The organism is Streptomyces sp. NPDC051109 (assembly GCF_044455885.1).
Classification (GTDB): Bacteria; Actinomycetota; Actinomycetes; order Streptomycetales; family Streptomycetaceae; genus Streptomyces.
The window spans coordinates 79,547-98,286 of record NZ_JBITFF010000024.1 but is presented as its reverse complement, the minus strand read 5'-3'; the positions used below and the strand labels follow the sequence as shown (position 1 = coordinate 98,286).

Here is an 18,740-nt window from a genome sequence, read left to right as displayed (position 1 = left end):
GGGCGGGGACCGTGGCGAGCATCGAGCCGGCGACGCCCAGGGCGACGAGGGAGCCGGCGAGGGTCTTCTTGGAGGCGGCGATGCGGCGGATGACGGAGTTCGACACGGATGAACCTTCCACGGGGAACAAGGGCGGTCGCTGCATGCCGAAGGCATGCGTGAGCCCTCACGCGGTGGAGAGGGGTTCGTCGGCGGCGGGTGAGTACCCGTGCCGCCTGGCGACTCATCCAGTTCTACCGACGCCCCGACCCCCTGGCAACGACGCCTCCTACTAGCGGCCCTCGCAGTGCGGGACGCGGGACCCAGAGGGGGGTCGGTCGCGATCCGTGCAGGTGGGAGCCCCTGCCGCCGCACCGATGGCGGGGCCGCAGGGGCTACTATCCGGGTTCGTATGTGACGTGGGCCCTATGGGGCGGCTCACCCCAGGGGCGCCCGAACCTCACCGAACGTCATCGTTCATACCCCGTTCGAGGAGCCCGGCAGGAGACCGGAAGCACCTCGGCAGCGGGAGGCGGGGTGGCTAGCGCGGTTCGTAGGCGGCCATCCGGCAGGCGCCGTTCGCAGCGCCGCCCGGTACTCCGGCCGCCGTCAGGCCGCTGACACAGCCCTGGAGGTCGCCGCTCACTCCGCGGCGGCACGCTGCCGTGACCTCGTCGGTGGCGTCGGCACCGGCCTGGGTGGCCATGTTCGTGCAGGCCGGGATGTCCGCCAGGGCGGCAGGGGCGGCGAGTGTGCCGCCGAGGGTGAGGGCCAGGCCGGCGAGGACACCGGCGACGCGGGTCGACGTACGCATGGGTCGCACCTGCTTTCCGGGGTGTCACGCGGCCCGGCTCCTGCGGTGCCCGAGCCGTGTGGGAACGGCGCCGAGCGGTGCCCGGCGGGGCTTCCCCTCCAGCGTGCGCACACGGGACCGCCTCGCGCCTCCCGGAGGGGACCCGGTGGCCCGGCGGCCATCCGGGCGGGGCGCAGGATCCGTACGGCATGGCGGCCCGGGCGCGCGGGGGCCTGCGGCACATGCTGGTGGCTCCCGCCTGCAGGAGAGGCCTGTGAGTGATCCGAGCCCCCGACTGACCACGCGGCCGGCGCCCGCCTCGGCCGGCGATGGTGTTCCCGCTCCCGGGGTCATCGGCATCGGGCTCGCCGCGGTGCTGACGTTCGCACTCGCCCAGGGCTCGTGGCAGTGGTTCGCCACGTTCATCGGGGTGACGCTCCTTGCGGTGATGCTCGCCTTCCAGCGACGGGCGCAGTGGACGCCGGAACTCAGCTCGCCGTACATGCGGGGCCTGATCGCGTACGCGCTGGTCGTCGGCCTGTGCGTGGCGGTCGCCCTCGCCCCGCTCCTGCAGCGCCGGGCCTGGCTGTTCCCGATGCCGGCCACGCGCAGCGGGTGCGTGTTGCGGGGCAGGTACGAGGCGCTCCAGGTGGAGGCCGCGCTGGGGAACCTGGCCGGCAGTGACGGCGCGGCCCTGGCGTTCGTACAGCAGGACGAGGCCCGGAAGGCCGTCGCCGAGTGCCTGGCGGCCACGACGACCCTGTGGCTGCCCCTGTACGGGGTGGGAGTGGCGGTGCTGGTGGGAGCGGGTGCGTGGTACCGCGACCGGGCCCGTGCCCGGTCCGGCCCCGTCAGCAGCGCCTGAATCCCCACCCGGCTCCGCGGCCGTGAAGCCGACGATGTCGGCGATGTCGGTGATGTCGGTGATGTCGGTGATGTCGGTGATGTCGGCGAGATGGCGGCGACACGACACGGAGTACTGACCCGCTGCCACGGGATCGGGCCAGGGACAACCCTGACGAAAGGCGGGGGCGGAGCCGCCGTTCGGCCGGGGCGGTCGGGCGCCCCGGATTCCTAACGTCGGCGGCATGGACAAAGAGATACGACCGGGAACGCCACGCGCGACGGTCCTGACGCCGACCGCCGCCGGAATCGCGGGCGCGCTGGGCCTGCTGTGGCTCGCGCCGGACGGGCCGGTGCCCGAGGACGGTGCTTCGGCCCGCGGGTACCGTGCGGTGACCGGGTGGGTGGCGGACGGGCCGGAGTGGGCGGGTGCGTTGCTGGAGGCCGCCACGGAGGGCACGCTCCTCCTTCTCGGGCTGCTGCTGGCCGCCGCGGGGTGGCGCGCGCTGCGGCGGCGGGACGCCGACGGGATCGCCGGCACCGTACTGGTGGGGCTGGGGACGGTGGCGGCGTACGTACTGAGCGAGGCCGTCAAGTCGGTCGTCGACGAGGAGCGGCCGTGCCGGGCCGTACGCGACGCGCTGGCGGTGGCGGTGTGCCCGGATCCGGGCGACTGGTCGTTCCCGAGCAACCACGCCACGCTCGCCGTGGCCCTCGCCGTCGGTGTGGCCGTGCTGCGGCCCGGCCTCGCAGCGGCGGCGCTGCCGCTGGGTGCGGTGGCGGCGGCGCTGCGGGTGGCGGTCGGGGTGCACTACCCGCACGACGTGCTGGCGGGGGCGGTGCTGGGCTCCGCCGTGGTGGCGGGCGTCCTGGTCGGCGTACGGCCGTGGGGGACGCGCGCGGTGTCAGGCCTGCTCGGGGGGCGGGGTGGCGGTGGTGGCCGGGACGATGCCCGCCTCGTGCGCCACGACGGCGGCCGCGGCCCGGTTCTCCACGCCCAGCCGGGCCAGGATCGAACTGACGTGGGCCTTCACCGTCCCCTCCGCCAGATGCAGCCGACGGGCGATGCGGGCGTTGGACAACCCGCCGCCGAGGAAGGCCAGTACGTCACGCTCACGGACGGTCAGCGCCTCCACCCGGCTGCGGGCGGCGCGGCGGCGGCCGGCCCCGGGGCCGGCCGCGCCGGCCGCGAGGTGGGCGACGACGCGGGCCGCGACCTTCGGTGAGAGGTAGGCGGCGCCGTCGGCGACCGCGTGCACGCCCGCGATCAGCTCCTCGGGCTCGCCGGACTTGACGAGGAAGCCGGCGGCGCCGCCGCCGAGGGCGCGCAGGATGTAGTCGTCCTCGCCGAAGGTGGTCAGCATGAGCACCCCGGTCTCGGGGGCGGTACGGCGGATCTCCGCCAGGGCCTCGATGCCGCCGAGGCCGGGCATGCGGATGTCGAGCACGGCGACGTCGGGGCGGTGCCGCAGGACGAGTTCGACGGCGCCGCTGCCATCGCCGGCCTCCGCGACCACGCTGATCGCCGGGTCGGCGGACAGCACGGCGCGTACGCCTGCCCGGACCATCGGTTCGTCGTCGGCGATGAGGATGCGGATCACAGGGCGGCCCTTCCGGTGAAGTGGTCGGCGGAGGCCAGGCGGCCGTCCAGGAAGCAGAGCCGGTAGACGTCACCGGACAGGTCGTCGAACGGGTCGGCGGTCGCCACGTAGTGCTCGCAGGCGGCCCCCGGCGGGAAGGGGGTGGGCCGGGCCGGACGGGCCGTCGTCTGCCGGTCGGGGAGGACGGGGGCGATGTCCGCGCGCAGCTGTCCGATGCGCAGGCGGGCGAAGTCCTCTGCCGGCAGCATGGATTGGCGAGCGGTCAGTACGTCCCACGCGCGCAGGCCGACGAACAGCAGCACTGCGGTGGTCATCGGCACGAGCACGGCGGCCACCGCGGTCCGCCCGAGCCCCTTGCGCGCGCGGCGCCGCTCGGTGGCGGACCCTGCCGCCGCTGGTCGCGGATCCGTCCCGGCCGGGCGGGCTTCCTCCACGCGGGCGCCGGTGAGGCCGTCGGTTCGCGGAACGGCGGCGGAGCGGTGGTAGGGAAGGCGGGCTCGGACGGCGAAGCCTGCGCCCCGCGGGCCCGCGGCGAATCTGCCCCCGGCCAGCCGCACCCGCTCGTCGAGCCCCACCAGACCGGACCCGGTTCCGGCCGCGCCGTGGCCGGTTCCGGGCGCGGGGCTCGGCGGGGGCGGGCCGTTGGCCACCTCGACCTCCGCGACGGACATCCCGTACCGGACCGTCACCGTCGCCGCGGCGCCCGGCGCGTGCTTGACGCTGTTGGTCAGCGCCTCCTGCACGACCCGGCACACGGCCCGTTCCACGGCCGGAGGGAGGTCGTCCGGCGGCGGTCCGTCGGTCTGCATCCGTACGTCGAGCCCCGCGGCGGCCGCCCGCCGGACCAGGTCACCGAGATCCTCGGGATCGGCAAGGGGCTCGGGCCCGGCGGCGGCGACACGATCGCCGTCGCCGACACGGCCGCTGCCACCGCGGAGGACCCCGATGATCTCGGCGAGGCGCTCCACGGCGCCCCCGGCGCCCGCCCGTATGGACCGGGCGGCCGCCCGGTGCTCCTCCGAGAGTCCAGGCGCGAGTTGCAGTGCACCGGCGGACAGAGCGATCAGGCTGAGGTCATGGCCGAGGAGGTCGTGCATGTCCTGGGCGATCCGGGTCCGTTCGCGCAGCCTCGCCTGCTCGGCGACCAGCAGCTGCTCACGCTCCAGGCGCGCGGCGCGCTCCCAGCCCGCCCGGACCAGCTCCTGGTACTGGCGGTGGAACCGCCCCGCGAACCACGGCATCATTCCTGCCCCGACCAGCACGACCACGAACCGCCCGCCCCACACCATCCAGGCCGGCACGGCCGCCAGCACGGCCACCGCCGCGACGACCACCGCGAGCAGAGCGAGCGCGGTGCCCCGCGTCCGGCCGGGCCGCGAGCCCGCCCGGAAGGCGCACACCGCGGTCGGCAGCGCCCACCACAGGTTGATCGGGGTCAGCGCGGCCGATACCGCCGCGCCCGCGAGCAGCACCTGCGCCGGTATCCGGAAATCCATGATCATTCGTCTCACGGACCCGACCCTACGCAACGCCCGCCGGGCCCGGATCTGCCGAAAGTCCCATCCGGGCCGCCCTTGGCGCGTTGGCCCTCAGAGGCGGTGGATCCGGGTGATGCCGTACCACTTCGAGATGCAGCCGGCGACCCAGTCCCGCTCGTAGTCGGCGGTGAAGAAGGGCTCGGCCAGGCTTCCGATGTACAAGGGCCGGTACCCGAGATCGGTGGCGCCCTGCGCCGCCCCGCTCCGGATGCGGGAGTTCTGGGCGTCCCAGTTCACCGCTCGGGTGACCGTGGCAGTGGTGAGCTGCTGCACGCTCGGGACGAGCGCGGCCAGCGCGGCCAGCGCCAGGCCGCCCGCGGCCACGACGGCGGCCGACACGGCCACCGGGGCATGCCGCCGGCGTGCGAGGGTCCGGCCGGCCCACTCCCCCAGCAGGGCTCCGTAGGCGCACAGCGCCAGTTCCATCGGCACGAGATGGTTCGTCCACGTACGGGCGTACGTCCACCCGCTCGGACCGTAGCCGCTGCGCAGGCCCAGCACCACGGCGAACGACCCGAGCACCACCACCGGCACGGGGAGCAGCAGTACGGCGAGGAGCATCGGCCGCGGTACGGCCCGGCGCCGTCGCCACGCGGCGGTCGCGGGTGTACGGAGCCCGGTACCCAGGCCGAGGAGGACGCCGATGGCGGCGGCTCCGAGGTAGGCCCACTGGCCCGTGACGGAGTCCCACATCTGCAGCCAGTCCCGGAAGGTGGCCTCCAGTTCGCTCGCTGAGAGCATCGGCTCCCGGTCCGGCTGCTGGGCGCGGCGCCACCGGGCGCCGGGGGACGTGTAGAGCACGATGAGACCGCAGAGGAGTCCGGCGCACCAGAGCACGCACCAGGTGAACGCGTGCCAGGTCTGCGCCAGCTTGAGCCGGGGCAGGGCCAGGAGGCCGGCGCCGGCCGCGAGGAGACCGCTGACGAGGGCGAACGGCTCGCTCAGGGTTCCGAGCGCGAACGCGATGAGGAACGCGGCGGCGAAGCCGCCCGCGCGCACGCCGGCACGGGGCTGGCGCACGGTCCGGATGGCCAGCAGGAGCGCCCACACTCCGATGACGCTGGGAACGGTGTGGGAAATGGTGGCCGGAGCCCACAGCAGTACCTGATAGCTGCGGGTGCCGGCGTAGTAGACCAGCGCCTGGACGGCCAGGGAGCAGGCGGTCAGGGTCATCACCGTCACCGCCCGCGGTATCGCACCGAGGAGCCGGACGAACTCGCACCCGAGGAGGACGAGGCCGACGGTGAAGGTGACGACGATGACGGTGGGCAGGACCTTGATTCCGATCAGCCCGTCGCCGTAGATAATGCCGCTCAGGAAGGCGTTGGCGACGCGTCCGTTCTGGGTCGTGTAGAAGTCGGACGTGATGCCGAGGACGCCCAGGTCACGGGACTTCCAGGCGGCGCACCAGTCGTCCGACGCGGGCCGTACGTAGAGCCCGAGAAAGCACCCGACGGCGACGAGGGCTCCGGCGGCGGCCACGAGGGTCGCGCCCGCGCCCGGCAGAAGTCGGCGGATGAGCAGGCGGTGGCCGCTCGTCCGGCGGTGGCCGCTCGTCCGACCCGGCCGCGAGCCCGCGCCCGGGCCCTGGGCCTCGCCTTCTTCCCGGCCCGCTGCCGCTCCCGCTTCCGATCCCTCGCCCTCTCCCGTGCTCAGCGCAGTACTCATCCACCATTCCTTCGCAGGGGCCGGTCACACCAATGTGCACGGTGTGCCGCCCCCCGGCATCCGGGGTCACCCGGGCGGCGGCCATGTCGTGGCGGGCTCCGCACACCTCGTCCACGATGGGAAATCCGGGCGCCCCGCCGCACGCGCGGAAGCCGGACGGAGGGAGTGGTGATGCCTGCTGTCCGGCTCGTGCGCTGGGCGGCCGTCACGACGGCTGTCGCCTGTACCGCCCTGCCCGTGTGCACCGCAGGATCCGCCGGCGGCCGGCACACCGACGCACGACGGCCGGTGTTCCTCGTCAGGCCCGTGGGCCACCAGAGCCTCGGCGACGCCGAGGGCAGGTACGCCCCCCTGTCGGTGCTCGCCGCCCCCACCGTCGGTCTCCTCTCCAACGCGGCCGCCACCGAGGGCATCACACCGGCCACCGCCAAGGGCGCGTGGTACCTCGGGCGGAGCAACGTACTGCGGCTGCCGACCGGCCGGTGGAAGTACGTCCCCGTCGGCAGGACGGCTTCGGTGGTGGTGGCCGCCGACGACCCGGCGGCCCGGCGGCAGATCGCACAGAGCGCCGCCTGGCTGGCCGCCGGCCGGGTCCCGGGCGGCTCGCCCGCGCAGCGTGCGGCGGCCGAGCGGGCCCTGCTGAGCATGCGCGCCCTGCTCCGGCCGAACGGAGCCATGGCGGCGGGCTGGACTCCCGGCTGGATGTACTCCTGGCCCCGCGACTCCAGCTTCGCCTGCGCCGCGTTCGCGCACACCGGCCACGAGGCCGAGGCGTACCGGATTCTCCGCTACAGCGCCGCGACCCAGCGCAAGGACGGCACCTGGGAAGCACGGACGAGACTCGACGGTTCCGGGCCGCCGGACGGCAGGCGGTGGCAGCTCGACGCCAACGGCTGGGTCCCCTGGGCCGCCTGGCAGTGGTACCAGACGGCCCCGCCGACCACCCGGCACGTCCGGCTCGCCGCCCTCTACCCGATGATCCGGAAGGCGGCCGACCACGCGGCGGCCTCCCTGCGGGCGGACGGGCTGCCTCCGGCCTCCCCGGACTACTGGGAGCTGACGACGAACACGACGAACATCGGTACGGCCGCGCCCCTGCTCGCGGGGCTCAACGCCTCAGCGGACCTCGCCCGGGAGCTGAACCGGCCGGGCGACGCGGCACGCTGGGGCGCTGCCGCCAAGCGGCTCTCCTCCGGGATAGCCGAGAAGTTCGCTCCCCTGGGGTACCAGCGCACCGTCGACGGGCGGCACGGGCATGACAGCGCGGCCGCCTTCATGGCGCCGCCCTTCAACACGGCTCCGGCCGATCTGCCCCGGGCCCTCGACACCACGTACAAGGCCCTGCTGCTGCCCAACGGGGGCCTCACCCCCGGAAACGATCCGACGGCGCCGTGGGGTGGGAACGCATGGACGCCCAGTACCTCGTTCTTCGCCCTCGCGTGGGCCGGTACGGGGAGGACGGCGAAGGCGAGGCAGGTACTGGACTGGGTCCTCTCCAAGAGGAACCCGCTCGGAGAGCTGCCCGAGAAGGTGAACACGGCGGGCAGGCCCTCATCGGTGGCACCTCTGGCATGGACGGGCTCGATCGCCGTCCTCACCCTGGTGGCACTCGACGGCAAGGGGCTCCCCACGCCGCCCTTGCGGTTCTCGTCCTAGCAGTCCCGGCCCTGACCCTGGTCACGGCACCGACGCCCCATGTTCCAGGTCACTGCCGAGGCCGGCCCCCTGAGGCGGCCTGCGCGAGCAGCGGGGGCTGGACCGCCCGGTGCCACGGGGAGGGGGGCCGGTAGCCGATCGGCTCGGACCGGGCCGGAGGGACCGTCGTGGCGATGTGCAGATCGGCGTCCAGTCCGAGGGCCGCCGCGACGGCCGTACCGGTCCGGTCGGCCACGCCCGCCGGTGCACCCGTGTACAGCATCTGGGACTCCTGCCAGGACTGCGGACCGTCCGCGCCGCCCGCCACGCCGACCGTGCCCGATCCCGTACGGCCCGCGAGAAGCGGGCCCGCGACACCCACCCCGCCGTATCCGCCCGGGCCGCCGGCCTCGACGACCGGGGAGAACTGCGGCGCGAGCCCGCCGGCGGTCGCCAGGCTCGTACCGACGGCGCCCGTGCCGGGCCGGCGGAAGAACACGCGGACCCCGTCGCCCTCCGGGCGCACCGAGAGCACGCCCGTCGTCTGCGGCAGCCCGGTCGCGAAGGCGCCGGTCAACGGGGCGCCCGGCGTCGGCTGGGCCCAGGCGAGTACGGAGCCGGTCGTCGCCGCGTACACGTACCGCCGCCCCGACCCGTCGGTCGCGGTGACCGGGTCGCCCAGGAGGCCGGCGCCGCCGAGAGCCCGCCAGGGTCCGAACGCGCCGTCCTGGGACGTTTGGGTCCGGGCGCGCAGAGTACGGCGGGAGTCGCGTACGTACACCGTCATCCGGCCCGACGGATCCACGGCGACGGACGGTGCGCTGATCGCCGAGGTGCCGGACCTGTCCGCGGTGTCCGGGGTTTCCAGTGACTGCCAGGGTCCGAATGCGCCGTCGGCCTCGCTCTGGACGGCGTACACGATGTCCCGCCCGTAGTCCTGGGGCGTCGTACCGAGGGTGGTGCGGGTGGCGAACACCGCGACGCGGCCGTCCGGGAGCCGGACCGCGCTCGCCCCGGCGTCTATGCCGGCACCGGGAAGGAAGCGGGGGCCCTGCCAGGGGGCCTTCGGGCCGCTGCGCGACCAGTACGCCATCCGGCCGTCCAGCGCGGCGAAGGCCCACAGCCGTCCGGCGACGCCCTCGGTCATCCAGGAGGTGCCGTCGCCACGGCTGTAGCGGATGGTCTGGTTCCATCCGGCGCCGGTGGGCCTGGTCGCGGTCTTGCGGTCGCCGCAGCCGGCGGGGCTGCCGCACCAGTCCTGGTGGTCCATCCAGGCGTAGGTCTTGAGGTAGCCGAGCTTCTCTTCGGCGGCCTGCGGATCGAGCGTCGGCGGCAGCGCGCTGTTCGGGTAGCTCACGTAGTTCTGTACGGAGAAGTGCGGCCGGTCCGCGTTCTGCGCGTAGAGCTCCGCGGCCGCCTGGACGAAGCGGGCGCCGTACATGTGGTCCTGGTGGTCCAGGAAGACACCCGCCCCCGACTTGCCGGGGGTCGGGTCCTGCGTCCGTATCGTGGTCGGCTTGTACAGCGCGAACACGTCCGCGATGGCGGCTACGGCCTGGTCCTTCGTGTACGAGAACGGGTGCTCGACCGGCGTCCCGGAGGTCAGCTGGGCGCCCAGGGCGGGTATCCGGCCGTCCCACAGGCCCCGCAGGCTGTCCGGATTGTCCCCGGAGATGCTGCGCGCCTCGCGGAGCTGCATCCACACCAGGTTGACCTCGGGCCTGGCGACGAGGACGTCCACCTCGGCGCTGCCCCCGCCGGCCGTGGGTACGGACCTCCGCTGCCAGGCGCTGGTGCGGTCACCGGTGGCCATCTCGGCATAGGCACCGCGGATGCCGTTCTGCCTGGCCTCCGCGTAGGCGGCGCGGTCGGCGGGGCCCGCGGCGTCGTCCAGGTGCGGGCTGTGGGCCTCGTTCCTGCCGTCGGACTCGCCGGAGGTCAGGTAGACGGTCGTGACCTTGATGCCCGTCGATATGGAGCGGCTCAGGTCGGGGTTCATGAAGAACAGGTCGTCGTCGGGGTGCGCGACGACCTGCAGGGCGGAGCCCTCGGTCACACTCGGCCTGACGACCGCCTCGACCGCCGCCGGCGGCCGCTCGCTCCCGTATCCGTAGGCCCAGGTCGTGACACCGGCCACACCGACGGAGACCGCCGCGAGCAGTGCCGCGAGGCGAGTGCGGCTGGCCAGGGACATGTACAGCGCCTTGGGGATCGGTCCGGTCCGGGAATCCGACGGAGAGTCGGTCGGTGTCCCGATGGCTCCATTGCTTCCGGAGACGACCGGGGCCGATTATGCCCCGCACGTTTGCGACTGACACACCCTCAAAAGGCTTATGGTAGTAACTGAGTTAAATGACGGAAGTGTGCGATATGCCCATTTTGCCGACTACCGCACCATTCCTCCTCAGCTCTTCTTCTTCGGCTCCTCGGCATTGCGCCAGACCGTGAGATCGAGCGTGATGTAGTTGCTCGGGTCGTTCGCCCCCGACTTGCCGCGGTACGTCGCCACCGCGATGTGGCCCGCGTCACTGAGCACGCAGATCTCCGACCCGTCCGTGAGCTGATCGAGGCCGATCTTCTCGGTGTAGCGGGTTTCGGCGCGGCAGGTCTCCAGCGAACCCTTCTGCGCGTTGTTCAGCACGACGAGCTTGCCGTTGTTGGTTCCGACCTTCGTGTCCCCGAAGAGGGTGTCGACGTAGAAGTAGATGTCGCCGTGGTTGTACATCACGCCGGCGTTGCCGCCGGAGACGGGGCGCGGCGGGTTGTCGGCCAGCATGAGCTGGTAGTTGGCCGTCAGGTTGACGCCCTGGTACGAGGCGGGGGCGGGGTCGGCGCGCTTGCCGCCCTTGTCCTGGGAGCTGCCGCCGGGGGCTGCGCTGCTCGTACTCCCGCCGGTGGAGGACGAGCTGCCCTTGGCCTTGTCGCCGGAGTTGTCCGGCAGCAGGGAACCGAGGACCGCGAGGCCGATCACCGCTGCCACGGCGACCCCGGCGATGATCAGCCCCTTCGGCTTGCGCTGCGGGGCGGGGGGCGGGTAGCCGGGGTGGTGGGAGGGCGACGGGGTGTGGTGGCCCGGCACGTAGCCGGGCGGCGGCGTCTGGTATCCGGGCTGGGTCGGGTAGCCGGGGGGCGGCGTCTGGTAACCGGACTGGGTCGGGTAGCCGGGCGGCGGAGTCCCGTACCCGGGCGGCACGCCCGGAGCGGCCGGGCCGGTCGGTGCGTGCGGCGGCGCGGCGGGGGCGCTCTGCGTCGGAGCGGCGGCCACGCCGACACCGGCCGGCGCGGCCGGGGGCGCGCCCTGCGCCGGAGGCTGCGGGGAGACCTCGGTCGGCGTCGGGGCCCCGGCGGGCTGCGGCGGCGGGGTCCTCGCCGGTTCGGGCAGCTGGAGGCGCTCGGTGATGGAACCGGCGACCGCCTGGGGCAGCCAGTCCTCGCCCTGGCGGAGCGGGGCGGGGGAAAGGTCGTGGCACGTCTGGATGACCTCGGCCAGGGTGGGCCGGTCCGCCGGGTCACGGCTGAGGCACCGCGTCACCAGGGGCCGCAGCTCTTCGGGCAGCGCACTGAGGTCGGGGTCCTCGTGGACGATGCGGTACAGCACGGCGTGCGAGGAGCCCTCGCCGTAGGCGGGCGCACCGATCGCCGCGTACGCCACGATCTGGCCGAGGGCGAAGATGTCGGTGCGGGCGGTGACCGTACCGGCGGAGGCCTGCTCGGGCGCCATGAACGCGGGCGTGCCCACGCTGACGCCGCTGCCGGTCAGGGAAGTGGCGTCCGCAGCGCGGGCGATACCGAAGTCGATCACGCGGGGGCCGTCGGCGGCGAGGAGTACGTTCGCGGGCTTCAGGTCACGGTGGACGATGCCCGCGCCGTGGATGACGTGCAGCGCCTCGGCGACCCCGACGGCCAGCAGCAGCACGCTGCGCAGCGGCAGCCGCCCGTGCTGGGCCACGGCGTGCGCGAGGGAGGGGCCCGGTACGTAGGCCGTGGCCAGCCAGGGCTGGGCGCCCTCGGTGTCGAAGTCGATGACGGGCGCGGTGTAGAGGCCCTGCACCCGCTGCGCCGCCCGCACTTCCTGCTGGAAGCGCCGCCGGAACTCGGGGTCCTCGCTGAACTCGGGCCGGATCACCTTGAGGGCGATGGGCCGCCCGCCCGGCGTGTAGGAGAGGTACACCTTGCCCATGCCGCCCGCGCCCAGCACGGCGGTCAGACGGTAACCACCGACCGTGGCCGGGTCGTCGGGCCTGAGCGGCTGGAAAAGGTCGGTAGAAGGCGCACTCATGAAAAATCCATTCCCTGTCACGGCAGTTCAGCCCGCTGGAGCCCCGAAGCCAACCGAGAGAGTACCCAACTTCCTGGCCCGTCCCCGTCCCCGTCCCCGTCGGCGTCGCCGTCCCCGTCGCCGGACAACGTAGCCGTGCCCGGGTGAGGGTTCTCAACGGATCGTGTGGAAGTTCCGCACCAGTGTGCCCGCGGGTGCCTTCAACGGAGCGGCTCGGCCGGCCCGACGGTGATGCCCTCCTCGTACTGCGCCGCCCCACCGGCCAGTTCGGCGCCGCGGGCACGCAGCCGGGAAACGGGGTCAGTCTCCGCCGCCGCCTCCGCAGGACGAGTCGCCACCGCAGGACCAGCCGCCACCGCAGGCGTGACCGCCGCCGTCGCCGCCGCCGGACCGCCCTCGCGTCGACCCCCTGCCCCTGCTTCCCCGTAGCGCCGCGGTGAGCACCACGATGAGGCCGAATCCCACGATCACCAGGTATCCCATGTCCTGCACCCCGTCGCTGTTCGTCTCCGGTCTGTACGAGGAGGATGCCCGGCATGATCGGCGAGAGAAGCGCCTTTTGAGGAACTCCAGAGCTTCGGGCCCGCCGCCGTTTCCGCCGTGGCGGAACCGGGAGCCCGGTACGTGGGTCAGGCCGGAGTGTCGGTCCGGCCGGAATCGCGGGAATCCTTCGGCGACGGGCAGGTGCCCGCGCCGAGCCCCGCGGTGCTCACCCGAACGGCCGTACGGAGCGGTGGGGGTCGCTTCGGTGATGCGAGGCTGGGGGGAGGCCCCCAGCCGAGGCCGGGTCGGATGAGGAGGCATTGCCGGTGCCTGGTCTGGATTCCCTGGTGTCGTTCGCGCCCTTCTTCGTGCCCGTGATCACCGGCTTGGTAGGCGGGATCAGCCTCGTCCTCAGGGACCGGCGCGAGGCGCGCAGCGCCGACCACCACTACCGCAGGAGGCTGGAGAAGGCGGCGATGGAGGTCCAGTTCATCACCGGCTGGATCGAGGCCAAGAAGCTCGCGCCGACCGGGGCCCCCGACCCGGAGCCGGGCCACTGGCTCGACGAGTGCTACGCATCGGTACGCAGCTTCGAGGCGGCGGCGCGCCGCCAGCGCGGAGGGCCGGGCAGGCTGCGCCGCCTGCTCCTGCTGCGCCCGTTGCAAGGCGGTCCGGCGCAGGCCGTGCGGATCCTGTACTGGCTGGCCGTCCTCGCGTGCAACGCGGCCCTCGCATGGTGGGTCAGCATGATCGTCAACGGTCCTCCCGCCTTCTTCGGGACGGATCCGGAGTCCCGGTCCGACGATGTCGACGCGGTCCTGGGGGTGTCGGGCTGCTTCCTGCTGGTGGCGGTCGTCCTGTGGGCGTGGACGGTACACCTGGACGCGTCGGAGCCGCAGGAGGGCCATCGGTCGCGGATCGACTCGGCCGCCTGGGCGGCGCGGGAGGAAGAGCGGAAGCGCGCAGCGTGCGGGAAGGCGGACGACGGGCCGGACGGCGCCGCGGGATGACCGGCCCGCGACGGCCGGCACCCGATCGGCCCAGCATGCTGCAGAGCAGCGGCAGAACGCCGCTCGACCGCGCAACTCCCCTGCAAGTCATGCGAGTTGGCGGCCGACGCAGAGGCGGTCGTGTGTACCTGAGTGCGCCCCTCCAGTGGGGTACCGCCGGATCTGTCCATGACCGCGCCGTTGGCGTGCGCCGGTACGCAACGGGCGGCCTCCGCCGAACACCACCGGGGTTGGGAGGACCATCCGGCTCACCGCGAGCTGCCGGGAGGCCACCGCGTGACGACCACGAACGCGGTCCTACGGCCCCGCCGAGTCCCGGGCCGCGGGTCGCCGTCGTCAGCTGGTCCCGGGGGAGCCCGAGGACCACGCCGTCGCCCGGGTCCTCGCGGGCGCGGCAGTGGGCGGGGCCGCCGCAGCCGGTACGTTCGCGCTGGTCCGCCAAGGCGGCCGCGGGCGCTCCGGCAGAGGGAGCATCCCGAACGTCATCCCATTCGTTCACAGGACCGGGAACGGACGACAGCCGGACGAAGGGGAACCACCGTGGAGAAGAACGCCTGGGCCGTCACCGGGGAGCTTGCCGTCTTCCTCGACGAGGCCGCCGCACACGTCCCCGCCGAGCAGCGCCGGGTACTGCAGGTTCTCAAGATCGGGGAGGAGTTCGGCGAGGCTGCCCAGGCCGTCATCGGCGCCACCGGGACCAACCCCCGCAAGGGCTTGTCCCACTCGTGGCGGGACGTGGAGGCGGAAGTGTGCGACGTACTGGTGACGGCGATGGTCGCGCTGCACCGGCTGGGCGTCGCCGACCCGGCCGCGATGTTCACCGCGCACCTGGAGAAGACCGCCGCACGAACCCTGGCCGCCCGGAACGCATGAGCATGTGGATCCCCAGAGAGGAGTGGGTCGAAGCCCTCCCCCGGACGATCGGGCGCGCTACCCGGCGAAGTCGGGCAGGACCAGGGAGCCGTCCTCGGCCAGGGTGAAGCCGGGGTTGTGGGCGACTTCCCAGGCGTGGCCGTCGGGGTCGGTGAAGACGCCCGAGTAGAAGCCGATCGCGTTGAGGGCGGCGGGGCGGGTGACGGTACCGCCGGCCTTGGCGGCAGCTTCGAGGACCGTGTCCACTTCGGCGTCCGTACGCACGTTGTGGGCCAGCGCGATACCGCCGAACCCGGCCTGCGGGGCATCGGGAAGACCGCAGTCCGCGGCCAGCTTCGCGCGGCCCCACAGCACCAGGGCCAGGCCGCCCGCCTGGTGGAAGACCGTCTCCTCGACCTCGGTGCCGCGCCATCCGAGCGCCTCGTAGAAGGCCTTGGCGCGGGCGAGGTCCGCGACGCCCAGGGTCACGAGGCTGATCCGCTGTTCCATCACGCCACCGTAGCGGGCCCGGACCGGGCAGTGCCCGCAGGCGTGCCGCGAGCGGCCCGCTCCGCGGAGGGATCCGCGGGGCGGGGGCTCGGGTCAGCGGGAACGGCCCTCAGGAGCAGTGCGTCAGGAGGACCGGTCCGCCAGGATGCCTGGCTCGTCAGGAGGACCGGTCCTCCAGGATCCCCGGTCCGTCAGGAGGACTGGTCCGTCAGGATGCCCGGGTCCGAGAGGCCGGCCGCGCCGGTCTCCACCTTGCCGGCGAAGCGGCGGCCGAAGTCCGGGGCTTCGGGCGCGGTGACCGTCACATCGTACCAGCGTCGCGTGCTCCGCAGGGGAACGCTGTACGTGACGGTGGCGCCCTTGGCGACCGTGAGGCGCTTGGGTCCGCCGCCGTAGGCGTTGGTTACCGTGAGCGTCGCGGTCGACGCCCCGGCGTTGGTGAGGGTGAGGTCCAGGTTCCCGGTGGTGGCGTTGTGGCGGGCGGTGGCCTCGGGGCCGGGGGTGGCGCCGGGGTTGCGGAAGCCGCGCAGGAAGCCGTTGGGGCCGTGGACGGTCAGGTCGGTGACGCCCGCCGAGTAGCGGGTGTTCCAGGTGTCCGAGATCGACTTGCCGGCCTCGGTGGTGTACGTCCAGGGGGCGTCGGTCCGGTTGGCGGACGTGATGTAGAACTGCGCGCCCAGATCCGGGCCGCCGCTGAACGTCAGCCGGAACTTGCCCTCGCCGGTGAGCGCGGCGCCGTCCACGTACGGGGCGTACTTCAGCGGACGGGTGTTGCACAGGCCCTTCTCCTGGCGCGGCATGGTCCCCACGGCCGGCGGGGTGGCCAGGAAGTTGGGGTGGCGCTCGCGGTCCTGCGGCTCCCAGCGGCCCGCGTCGGGCAGCCGGACCGTGTCGGTGTCCGTGCGTGCGAAGTCGAAGGCGGAGGTCAGGTCACCGCAGACGGCACGGCGCCAGGGCGAGATGTTGGGCTCCTGCACGCCGAAGCGCTTCTCCATGAAGCGGATGACCGAGGTGTGGTCGAAGGTCTCGGAGCAGGAGTAGCCGCCCGTGCTCCACGGCGAGACGACGAGCATCGGCACGCGCGGGCCCAGACCGTACGGGCCGGCGACGTAGCCGGCCTTGCCGGGGAAGACGTCCAGCGTCGTGGAGACGGTCGACAGGCCCTGGTTGGCGTCGGCGGGGGCGTACGGCGGTACGACGTGGTCGAAGAAGCCGTCGTTCTCGTCGTACGTGATGAACAGCGCGGTACGGGCCCACACGTCGGGGTTGGACGTCAGCGCGTCCAGCACCTGGGCGATGTACCAGGCGCCGAAGTTGGCCGGCCAGTTGGAGTGCTCGCTGAACGCCTCGGGGGCGGCGATCCAGGAGACCTGGGGCAGGGTGCCCGCGGTGACGTCGGCGCGCAGCTTGTCGAAGTAGCCCTCGCCGGTCCGGGCGTCGGTGCCGGTGCGGGCCTTCTCGTAGAGCGGGTTGCCGGGCTCCGCGTTGCGGTAGTTGTTGAAGTAGAGGAGCGAGTTGTCGCCGTAGTTGCCGCGGAAGGCGTCGTTGATCCAGCCCCAGGAACCGGCGGCGTTCAGGCCGTCTCCGACGTCCTGGTAGATCTTCCAGGAGACCCCCGCCGCCTCGAGGCGCTCGGGGTAGGTGGTCCAGCCGTAGCCGGCCTCGGCGTTGTTGAGGACCGGGCCGCCGCCCTTGCCGTCGTTGCCGGTGTGGCCCGACCAGAGGTAGTAGCGGTTCGGGTCGGTCGAGCCGATGAACGAGCAGTGGTAGGCGTCGCAGATGGTGAACGCGTCGGCGAGGGCGTAGTGGAACGGGATGTCCTCGCGCGTGAGGTGGGCCATGGTGGCCGGCGTCTTGGCAGGCACCCAGTTGTCGTACTTGCCCTTGTTGAACGCGCTCTGGCCGCCCGCCCAGTCGTGGTTGAGCCCCTGGAGGTACTCCATGCCGAGGTCGTCGGACGGCGGCCGGAAGGGCAGCGTCTCCTTGCCCGCGTTGTCGGTCTGGTGCCACACGGGCTTGCCGCTGGGCAGGGTCACCGGGCGCGGGTCCCCGAAACCGCGGACGCCGCGGAGCGCACCGAAGTAGTGGTCGAAGGAACGATTCTCCTGCATCAGGACCACGATGTGCTCGACGTCGGCGATCGTCCCCGTCGTCCCCTGCGCGGGGATGGCGGCGGCGCGCGCGATGCTCTCGTTGAGCAGGGTCAGGGCGGCGGCGCCCCCGGTGAGCTGGAGGAAGCGGCGACGGTTCAGTTCTGCCATGGCGAGAGTGACCTCTGCTTTTGATCGAGGAGTGCTGGAGCGCCCCCAGAACAGCCTGTCGGGGCTACTGGAGAGGGAGCCTGACGTGACGGTGGCGGATACACCAGACGAACGGCAGTCGGATTCCGCAGGAGTTCGGCCATTTCGAGTGGGCGGTGCGTGTGGCTTCGCGGCCGTCGTGCGGCGCGAGGAGTGCGCGTGCGGCAGGCGGCTGTGCATCCGGGCGGCCGAGGGCAGGGGGCGGCGGGCGACGTCCATGGCGGCCGAGGCCGATCCGGAGCCCCGGCGGACCGCCACGCACGCCGCGGCTCGGCCGACCGGCACGGCCGAACGGCGCGGACCGCTTCCCGAGCCCGGCCGCATCTCGTCATAGGCTCATCTCGCCCGCGACGGACAGGAGGCCGAGGTGCCCGAGGTGGCCGAGACGAAGGTGGCCGAGGTGATGGCCGAGCTGGCCGCGCTCGAAGACCCGAAAACGCGGGCGGTGAACGAGCGGCACGGCGACGATCACGGCGTGAACCTCGGCAAGCTGCGCGCCGTCGCGAAGCGGCTGAAGACGCAGCAGGAGCTCTCGCGCCGGCTCTGGGAGACGGATGACACCGCGGCGAGACTGCTGGCGATCCTGATCTGCCGCCCGAAGGCGTTCGAGCGTGCAGAGTTGGACGCCATGCTGCGCGAGGCGCGCAGGCCCAAGGTGCAGGACTGGCTCGTGAACTACGTGGTGAAGAAGAGCCCGCACGCGGAGGAGCTGCGGCTGGCCTGGGCCGCCGATCCGGATCCGGTGGTCGCGAGTGCCGGCTGGGCGCTGACCACCGAACGCGTGGCGAAGAATCCCGAGGGTCTCGACCTCGCCGGACTGCTCGATGCCATCGAGGCGGAGATGAAAGACGCCCCGGATCGCCTGCAGTGGGCGATGAACCACTGCCTGGCACAGATCGGGATCGACCACGCAGAGCACCGCGCCCGGGCGATCGCCATCGGTGAGCGCCTGGAGGTACTCAAGGACTACCCGACTCCCCCGGGTTGTACGTCACCGTTCGCGCCCGTCTGGATCTCCGAGATGGTGCGACGGCAGCAGGACGAGACGGTGGCGTAAGCGGCAGGAGCTCGTCGTCGCGGGCTCGGGGACGGCGGCCGTAGCGGCCGACCCGGACTCGCTGCACGCCCACGTCTTCGCCGCACCACCCACGACTGCCCGCAGGCGGCGCTCGCCCTGCGATCGAATCACGCCAACGAGCACCTACACTTAGGCCAGCCTAACCTAATCAGCTCGCGGGTCGGTGCGGTC

Annotated in this window: 13 protein-coding genes and 1 pseudogene; 6 read left to right on the top strand and 8 right to left on the bottom strand. The window is 73.1% G+C overall.

Features of this window, described 5'->3' with window-relative positions; genetic code table 11:
* Positions 1-520 precede the first annotated feature (520 nt).
* Positions 521-793, bottom strand: a complete 273-nt coding sequence (locus ACIBAD_RS32235; protein WP_134067837.1) for a hypothetical protein — start codon at positions 791-793, stop codon at positions 521-523.
* A 253-nt stretch (positions 794-1,046) separates the two neighbouring features.
* Here ACIBAD_RS32235 and ACIBAD_RS32230 point away from each other — a divergent pair, with 253 nt between their 5' ends.
* Both ACIBAD_RS32230 and ACIBAD_RS32225 read left to right on the top strand, forming a co-directional pair.
* The gene (locus tag ACIBAD_RS32230) at positions 1,047-1,637 is read left to right on the top strand and encodes a hypothetical protein (RefSeq protein ID WP_398910258.1); all 591 of its coding nucleotides are present in this window, start codon (positions 1,047-1,049) and stop codon (positions 1,635-1,637) included.
* A 223-nt stretch (positions 1,638-1,860) separates the two neighbouring features.
* Positions 1,861-2,478, top strand: a pseudogene (locus ACIBAD_RS32225) (phosphatase PAP2 family protein); the annotation flags it as partial.
* A gap of 42 nt (positions 2,479-2,520) precedes the next feature.
* Here ACIBAD_RS32225 and ACIBAD_RS32220 read toward each other — a convergent pair.
* From ACIBAD_RS32220 to ACIBAD_RS32210, 3 genes are all read right to left on the bottom strand, one after another.
* Positions 2,521-3,216 (bottom strand): response regulator, encoded by a 696-nt coding sequence (locus ACIBAD_RS32220; RefSeq protein WP_398910256.1) that lies wholly within the window; start codon positions 3,214-3,216, stop codon positions 2,521-2,523.
* The gene (locus ACIBAD_RS32215; RefSeq protein WP_398910264.1) at positions 3,213-4,718 is read right to left on the bottom strand and encodes a sensor histidine kinase; all 1,506 of its coding nucleotides are present in this window, start codon (positions 4,716-4,718) and stop codon (positions 3,213-3,215) included. Before ACIBAD_RS32215 ends, ACIBAD_RS32220 begins: the two co-directional genes overlap by 4 nt.
* A gap of 87 nt (positions 4,719-4,805) precedes the next feature.
* Positions 4,806-6,422, bottom strand: a complete 1,617-nt coding sequence (locus tag ACIBAD_RS32210; RefSeq protein WP_398910254.1) for a hypothetical protein — start codon at positions 6,420-6,422, stop codon at positions 4,806-4,808.
* Between the two features lie 171 nt (positions 6,423-6,593).
* Between ACIBAD_RS32210 and ACIBAD_RS32205 the strand changes: the two genes are divergently transcribed.
* Positions 6,594-8,078, top strand: coding sequence for a hypothetical protein (locus ACIBAD_RS32205; RefSeq protein ID WP_398910252.1), 1,485 nt, complete (start codon positions 6,594-6,596; stop codon positions 8,076-8,078).
* A 49-nt stretch (positions 8,079-8,127) separates the two neighbouring features.
* On the opposite strand, the gene ACIBAD_RS32200 is transcribed toward ACIBAD_RS32205, so the two are convergent.
* Together ACIBAD_RS32200 and ACIBAD_RS32195 are read right to left on the bottom strand one after the other, a co-directional pair.
* Positions 8,128-10,251, bottom strand: coding sequence for a PIG-L family deacetylase (locus tag ACIBAD_RS32200; RefSeq protein ID WP_398910250.1), 2,124 nt, complete (start codon positions 10,249-10,251; stop codon positions 8,128-8,130).
* A 210-nt stretch (positions 10,252-10,461) separates the two neighbouring features.
* The gene (locus ACIBAD_RS32195; RefSeq protein WP_398910248.1) at positions 10,462-12,336 is read right to left on the bottom strand and encodes a serine/threonine-protein kinase; all 1,875 of its coding nucleotides are present in this window, start codon (positions 12,334-12,336) and stop codon (positions 10,462-10,464) included.
* 809 nt (positions 12,337-13,145) lie between these two features.
* On the opposite strand from ACIBAD_RS32195, the gene ACIBAD_RS32190 reads away from it, so the two are divergent.
* Entirely contained in the window at positions 13,146-13,829 is a 684-nt protein-coding gene (locus ACIBAD_RS32190; protein WP_398910246.1) for a hypothetical protein, read from the top strand.
* Between the two features lie 540 nt (positions 13,830-14,369).
* Positions 14,370-14,702 (top strand): MazG-like family protein, encoded by a 333-nt coding sequence (locus ACIBAD_RS32185; RefSeq protein ID WP_134067844.1) that lies wholly within the window; start codon positions 14,370-14,372, stop codon positions 14,700-14,702.
* 57 nt (positions 14,703-14,759) lie between these two features.
* Here ACIBAD_RS32185 and ACIBAD_RS32180 read toward each other — a convergent pair whose 3' ends face one another.
* Positions 14,760-15,191 (bottom strand): VOC family protein, encoded by a 432-nt coding sequence (locus ACIBAD_RS32180; protein ID WP_134067845.1) that lies wholly within the window; start codon positions 15,189-15,191, stop codon positions 14,760-14,762.
* Positions 15,192-15,382: 191 nt separating this feature from the next.
* A complete protein-coding gene (locus tag ACIBAD_RS32175; protein WP_398910244.1) occupies positions 15,383-17,452 on the bottom strand; it encodes a phosphocholine-specific phospholipase C in 2,070 nt (689 codons plus the stop codon).
* A gap of 442 nt (positions 17,453-17,894) precedes the next feature.
* On the opposite strand from ACIBAD_RS32175, the gene ACIBAD_RS32170 reads away from it, so the two are divergent.
* On the top strand, positions 17,895-18,548 hold the full coding sequence (locus ACIBAD_RS32170) for a DNA alkylation repair protein (protein ID WP_398910262.1): 654 nt from the start codon (positions 17,895-17,897) through the stop codon (positions 18,546-18,548).
* The last annotated feature ends 192 nt before the right edge of the window (positions 18,549-18,740 follow it).

Excerpts from the sequence above, each read along its gene's own strand:
- ACIBAD_RS32235 (WP_134067837.1), bottom strand. The coding sequence starts at position 793 with ATGCGTACGTCGACCCGCGTCGCCGGTGTCCTCGCCGGCCTGGCCCTC.
- ACIBAD_RS32200 (WP_398910250.1), bottom strand. The coding sequence starts at position 10,251 with ATGTCCCTGGCCAGCCGCACTCGCCTCGCGGCACTGCTCGCGGCGGTC.
- ACIBAD_RS32205 (WP_398910252.1), top strand. The coding sequence starts at position 6,594 with ATGCCTGCTGTCCGGCTCGTGCGCTGGGCGGCCGTCACGACGGCTGTC.
- ACIBAD_RS32180 (WP_134067845.1), bottom strand. The coding sequence starts at position 15,191 with ATGGAACAGCGGATCAGCCTCGTGACCCTGGGCGTCGCGGACCTCGCC.
- ACIBAD_RS32170 (WP_398910262.1), top strand. The coding sequence starts at position 17,895 with ATGGCCGAGCTGGCCGCGCTCGAAGACCCGAAAACGCGGGCGGTGAAC.
- ACIBAD_RS32195 (WP_398910248.1), bottom strand. The coding sequence starts at position 12,336 with ATGAGTGCGCCTTCTACCGACCTTTTCCAGCCGCTCAGGCCCGACGAC.
- ACIBAD_RS32175 (WP_398910244.1), bottom strand. The coding sequence starts at position 17,452 with ATGGCAGAACTGAACCGTCGCCGCTTCCTCCAGCTCACCGGGGGCGCC.
- ACIBAD_RS32215 (WP_398910264.1), bottom strand. The coding sequence starts at position 4,718 with ATGATCATGGATTTCCGGATACCGGCGCAGGTGCTGCTCGCGGGCGCG.
- ACIBAD_RS32210 (WP_398910254.1), bottom strand. The coding sequence starts at position 6,422 with ATGAGTACTGCGCTGAGCACGGGAGAGGGCGAGGGATCGGAAGCGGGA.